This window comes from Planctomycetota bacterium, assembly GCA_026387035.1.
Lineage (GTDB): Bacteria > Planctomycetota > Phycisphaerae > FEN-1346 > FEN-1346 > JAPLMM01.
The window spans coordinates 1-5,683 of the sequence record JAPLMM010000158.1 but is presented as its reverse complement, the minus strand read 5'-3'; the positions used below and the strand labels follow the sequence as shown (position 1 = coordinate 5,683).

Sequence of the window (5,683 nt, the reverse complement as noted above, 5' to 3'; positions counted from 1 at the left end):
ATCTCTGAGAACTATGGGAATACGCTGATTCAAGTCCTCTACTGGGCGCTGGCGGCCTACGCGGCGATGCTGGCGGTGGCGATGGTCTGGCGGCGTCGGCGGAAGGAAGCGGCCTAGCGAAAACCAAACGCGAGACGAGGCAGTGGCGCGGCGTCCGTCCGGGCACCGCGCTCTTTTTCGCGCGCGCGGGGCACCCCCGCACGCCGCGAAAAGGCATTGCGGACACCGCCCACTCGCCGCTATACTGTGGCTTCCCTGCATCCTGCCACGAGGCACGAGGGGGCCATGGTGAGATTTCGCTGGCGCTGGCGGGGGTTCGTGTTCCCCGGCGATCCGGTTTTCGATCCGGAGACTGGCGGCATGGGTCGCCGCAGCAGCCAGACGGCCCCCGAGCGGTTCCGGGCGGGGTTGGTCGTCAGCCTGGACGGCGTCGGCGGATACAACTGGGGACCCCGATGGATCCGGCGGGGACTGGACCTGGCGGGAGTCCGCTCGGCCATCGTCATCTACGACTGGACCGTGGGCCCCGCGGGGATGTTCCTGGCGGACTTGGTGGCCGAGGAGCGGAACCGCGCGACGGCCTTGCACCTGGCCGACTGGATAGCGGCCTACGCCCGGGCGATGCCCGGCCGCCCGGTGACGCTCATCGGGCATTCGGGCGGGGCGGCCGTGGCCGTCTGGGCCCTCGAGGCCCTGCCCGAGGACGTTCGGGTCCGCCGGGCGGTGCTCCTCGCGCCGGCGCTCGGGCCGGCGTATAACCTGGGGCCGGCCCTTCGGGCCGTCGAGGACCGCCTGGTTGCGACCTGCTCGTGGGCGGACGCGGGCATGCTGGCCGCCGCGACGACCGTCTTCGGAACGATGGACCGCCGCCATTCGCCGGGCGCGGGGTTCCTGGGCTTCCGGATGCCCGAAAATCTTGCGTCCGATGACTTGGAAGCGTATGAAAAGGTGCGCCAGGTGCGCTGGACGCCGAGCCTCGTACGCCACGGCAACCTGGGCGGGCACATGGGGTGGACGACCGCGCGGTTTGCGCGCGAGTTCCTCGCGCCGATTGTGACGGGAGCCAGCGACCCCGGCGAGCCGATAGCATCTTTCGAGGGGGCGGCCGCGGGCGAAGGAGAAGCAGGATGAGCCGATGGGGATGGGTCTTCGCGCTGGCGGCCCTGACGATGGCCGCAGCAGGCTGCGGCGGGGTGAATTACACGTCGCCGGAACGCTACGACCACGGGTTGGTCGTGTGCCTGAGCGGCGCCGGCGGCATGATGGGCGAGGTGAATCGCATCCGCGACGGGCTCGCGTCCGGCGGCGTGGACCAGGCGATCGAGGCGTTCGACTGGTCGCGCGGAGAAGTGTTCGGCGACCAGATGGACGTGGCGGAGAACCGCCGACGCGCCATGCAACTGGCCACACGCGTGGAAACCTACCTCAAGAACCACCCCGGCCAGCCGGTACACCTGATCGGCGTCTCGGCTGGGACGGGCCTCGTGGTCTGGGCGCTGGAGAGCCTCCAGGGCGTCCGGGCGACGGGGGCGGTGCTCCTCGCCTCCAGCCTCGACACCCGCTACGACCTCTCGCGCGCCCTGCAGAACGTCAACGGACACATCTACAGTTTCAACAGCGTGGCGGACACGATCCTCAGCCTCGGCGTGACATTGGCCGGGACGGTGGACCGCGGCGGAGGCGTTGCCGGCGGCCTGGTCGGTTTCAGCCCACCGGACGGCGCTTCCGAGGCCACCAAACGCCTCTACCAGGAAAAACTCAAACAGTTCTCGTGGAACCCCGGCGAAGTCCTGCTCGGACACCTCGGCGACCATCTCGGGGCCACCAACCCGACCTTCGTCCGCGTGCGGATCGCGCCCCTCGTCCTCGGCAAGGAACCCGAGACGGCCGACAAACCCCAAGCGCGGCCCGTGGCGACGGAACCCCGGACCCACGCCTCGCGGCTGACTCGCGACTGGAAAGACCTGCCATGACCGACGGCACCGCGTCGCATCGCAGCCCCGTGGCCGCACTCGTGTTCGGATGGATCTTCCCCGGCGCCGGCCATGCCTATGCGGGGGAGCGAGGCAAGGCCGTTCTCTTCGGCGTCCTCATCACCGGCCTCCTGGTGGCGGGGTTCGCCATGGGCCGAGGCACCAACCTCCTGCCGAACGAATGGTGGTTCGCCCCGCAGTTGGGCGCCGGCGGCCCGGCGGCGCTCCTGGCGCCCCTCAGCCAGTATCTCGCCATCCGCCGGCCCGTCGACTGGGCTTCGCCCGTCCGGGAGATAGGGACGCTCTACACGGCCGTCGCCGGACTCCTGAACCTCCTGGTGATGATGGACGCGTATGTCCTGCTGGCGTACCCGGGCGAGAAGCGGGAGCGCGAACTGGCTCGCGAGACCGGAGGCAAGACCGACGATGCTTGAATCCCTCAGCCACTTCTTCCGCAGTCTCGTCAGCCTCCACAATCCGCTCTGGCTCTTCTACCCGCTCCTGGCGGTCATCGCGGTCGTGTACAAGGCGACGAAGTTCGATAAGCCCAGGGACATCGCACTCTCGTCCATCCACTTCTTTGTGTCGGTCGCCCTGGGCATGCTCGCCCTGGGTCTGGCGTTCTACCTCGTGTCCATCCTTTTCTAACGGGTTCCCCGACACTACGTGCCGCACGCTCGCCAAAACAAAGTGTGGCACGGCGGGCCTTGTCCCGCCGTGCGCCGATGCACGGCCGGACAAGACCGGCCGTGCCACACACCGCGAACGTCACCCGCGCCTCTACCGCAAGCGGGCGACGTAGGCGCGGACGCTCTCGCGCCAGTCGGGGAACTGGTGGCCCGCCTCCCGCCGGAGTTTCTCCGTCGAGAGGACCACGCAGGCGGGCCGGGGCGCTTCGCCGGGCCGGTCGCGGCTCCGGATCGGTTCCACAGGAACGTCGAGCCCGGCGGCGCGGACGATCTCCTGCGCCAATTCCCGTCGCGAGGCGGACCCCCGGCCGCAGGCGTGATACGTCCCGCGAAGGCCCGACCCCACCATCACGACGAGCGCCCGCGCGAGGTCCTCGCTCCAGGTGGGACACCCCACCTGGTCCCGCACGACGCGCAGGGGCCCGCCCGCGCGGGCCGCGGCCAGGATCGTCTCGACAAAGTTCGGCCCCCCTGCCCCGTACAGCCACGCCGTCCGTACAATGAGGTGCGAATCCGGCGCGGCCGCGCGGACTCTGGTCTCGCTCTCGGCCTTCGAGCGGGCGTACACGCCGAGCGGGCTCGCCGGATCCTCCTCGACGTAAGGTTCCGTCTTCGTGCCGTCGAAGATGAAGTCCGTGCTCATGTGGACCACGAGCGCGCCGCAGTCGGCCGCCGCGCGGGCGACGGTTCCCGCCGCCTCCACATTCAGCCGCCGAACAAGCGCCTCGTTCGTCTCAGCCGCGTCCACGTCGGTCCACGCGGCCAGGTGGAAGACTGTCCGCGGCGCGAGGTCGCGGACCGCCCGCGCGACGGCCCGCGCGTCAGTGACGTCGAGCGGGAGGATGGGGCACCCGCCGGCCTCCCCTCGCGCCAGGTCCGTCAGGCGGAGAACCTCCGGCGCGGGGGCGGCCCGGGCGAGGCGAGGCCCGAGGGCGTGGCCTAGGAGCCCGCCTGCGCCGGTCACGAGAATCGGATAGTATTCCGTGGATAGTTCGATCATGGGGTCGGGCATTTGCGAACCCAAGAAACTGCAACCGGGCGCTTTTGTAACGAGGGACAAAGAGACGAAGGGACAAAGGGACAGAGGTGGCGCGGAACCGGCGATGCGCCGTCACCACCGCCGTCCACACGCCACCCTTTGCTATTGGATATTGGGTGTTGGCTATTCATTATTGTTGCGCCGCTCACGGTGCGGGCGCCTCCTCCATCCCTCAGTCTGTCACCCGCCTACGTCCCTTTATCCCTGCGTCCCTGCGTCCCTTTGTCCCTTCGCTTTCACGTTGACAAGTCGCCGGTCACAAGGTAGCGTACGGCCGTCCCCGATTCCAACGTTCTGTCGGCCGTCGGCGCGCCGGCCGGCGTAGCCGGCGGCATGTCCGCCGCGGGCGGAGCCCTCGCGTGGCCTCTTTTCTAAAACACTTTCGACAGGTCAGCGGCCTGACGGTCCTGTCGCGCCTGGCCGGCCTCGCCCGCGACGCTGCCCTCGCACACGTCCTCGGCGCGGGCCCGGTCATGGACGCCTACGCGATGGCGTTCCGGATGCCCAACCTCCTGAGGCAACTGCTGGGCGAAGGCGCGCTGACGGCCGCGTTCGTCCCGGTCTTCACCGACTACCTCGAGAAGGGCGGACCCAAGGCCGCCAGTTACCGAAACAGGGACGAAGTGGCATCTGATTTTCGGCCTGGCTGCCGTCCTCTTCCCATTCGCCATCTTCGTCTGTCTCGTCGCGCTCCTTCAGGCCGCCCTCAACTGTTGCCGGCACTTCGTCATGCCGGCCCTCGCGCCCGTTCTGCTGAACCTGTTCATCATCGGCGGGGCCGTCGCCGCGGGCCTCTGGGTGGCTGGCGACCGCGCGACCCAGGCGTACGTCATCGCGGGGGCGATCCTCGTCGCCGGCCTGGTGGAGATCGCCGTCCAACTGCCTGCCATGCGGCGGGTGGGCCTCGAGTTCCATCCGCTCTGGGACCCTCGGGACGAAGGCCTCCGGCGCGTCGTCGGACTCCTGGGGCCCGTTATCCTGGCGGTCGGCGTCATTCAGATTAATGTGTTCATGGATTCGCTGATGGCGAACCTCTTGAGCCCGAACGTGTCGGCCGACGCCCCGGCCGCCGACGCCTCCGCGACCGCACCCGAATCATTCGCTTTCGGCCCGTGGCGGGTACCCTATCCGATGAAGACCGGGGCGGCTTCGGTGCTCTATTACGGCCCGCTCATCTACCAGTTCCCTCTGGGGGTGTTCGGCATCGGCCTGGCGACCGTCATCTTTCCCGTCCTGACGCGCTACGCGGTGCGCAAGGACCTCGCGGGGATGGCGCGGACGGCGTCGCACGCCCTGCGCCTGACGCTCTTCATCGGCCTGCCCGCCGGCCTCGGCATCATCCTGCTGTGCGAGCCGCTGATTCGCCTCGTCTTCGACCACGGCAAATTCCACGAGATGCCCGACGCCGTCGAGCGGACCGCGCGCGTCGCCAGCCTCTACGCGCTGGGCCTTTGGTCGTACTCGGCCAACCACATCCTCGTCCGGGCGTTCTACGCGATCCAGAACATCCGCACGCCGCGACGCATCGCCATGCTCGCCGCCGGCCTCAACTTCGTGTGCAACCTCATCCTCGTCTGGCCGATGGCCGAGGGCGGACTGGCGCTCGCGACCGCGCTGTCGGCGGTGTTTCAAACGGTGGTGCTCGCGCGGATCCTCAGCCGCCGTTCGGCCGGGCTCGATTGGCGCGGCGTGGCGGCGAGCGCCGGCCGCACACTCCTCGCCACCGCCGTCATGGGCGCCGCCGTCTGGGCCGTCATCCATTGGGCTGTCCCGCTCCTGTCCCTTGCCGGCCGGCCTCTCTACGCCGTTCAGTGTTTCGGCGGCGTGGCGGTCGGGGCCGCCGCGTTCATCGCCGTCGCCCGCTTCCTCGGGATGACGGAACTCGCGGACCTGTTAACCCGCGCTGCCCCGGACCCCGACGTCCCGCCGCTTGACCCCGGCGCGCCGGCCAGTTAAAAGAAGAGCGCGGCGGCTTGGGCTGC

At 69.4% G+C, this 5,683-nt stretch carries 6 protein-coding genes; 5 read left to right on the top strand and 1 reads right to left on the bottom strand.

Going from position 1 to position 5,683, the window contains the following annotated elements; translation table 11 throughout:
- The first annotated feature begins 285 nt into the window (after positions 1–285).
- The 4 genes from NTX40_05470 to NTX40_05455 are packed head-to-tail and all read left to right on the top strand — an operon-like array spanning position 286 to position 2,621.
- On the top strand, positions 286–1,131 hold the full coding sequence (locus tag NTX40_05470) for an alpha/beta hydrolase (GenBank protein MCX5648531.1): 846 nt from the start codon (positions 286–288) through the stop codon (positions 1,129–1,131).
- Entirely contained in the window at positions 1,128–1,973 is an 846-nt protein-coding gene (locus NTX40_05465) for a hypothetical protein (protein MCX5648530.1), read from the top strand. Before NTX40_05470 ends, NTX40_05465 begins: the two co-directional genes overlap by 4 nt.
- The gene (locus NTX40_05460; protein ID MCX5648529.1) at positions 1,970–2,407 is read left to right on the top strand and encodes a hypothetical protein; all 438 of its coding nucleotides are present in this window, start codon (positions 1,970–1,972) and stop codon (positions 2,405–2,407) included. Before NTX40_05465 ends, NTX40_05460 begins: the two co-directional genes overlap by 4 nt.
- Entirely contained in the window at positions 2,400–2,621 is a 222-nt protein-coding gene (locus tag NTX40_05455; protein MCX5648528.1) for a hypothetical protein, read from the top strand. Before NTX40_05460 ends, NTX40_05455 begins: the two co-directional genes overlap by 8 nt.
- A gap of 132 nt (positions 2,622–2,753) precedes the next feature.
- On the opposite strand, the gene rfbD is transcribed toward NTX40_05455, so the two are convergent.
- Positions 2,754–3,662, bottom strand: a complete 909-nt coding sequence (rfbD, locus tag NTX40_05450; GenBank protein ID MCX5648527.1) for a dTDP-4-dehydrorhamnose reductase — start codon at positions 3,660–3,662, stop codon at positions 2,754–2,756.
- Positions 3,663–4,343: 681 nt separating this feature from the next.
- Between rfbD and NTX40_05445 the strand changes: the two genes are divergently transcribed.
- Entirely contained in the window at positions 4,344–5,657 is a 1,314-nt protein-coding gene (locus tag NTX40_05445; protein ID MCX5648526.1) for a polysaccharide biosynthesis C-terminal domain-containing protein, read from the top strand.
- Positions 5,658–5,683: the final 26 nt, after the last annotated feature.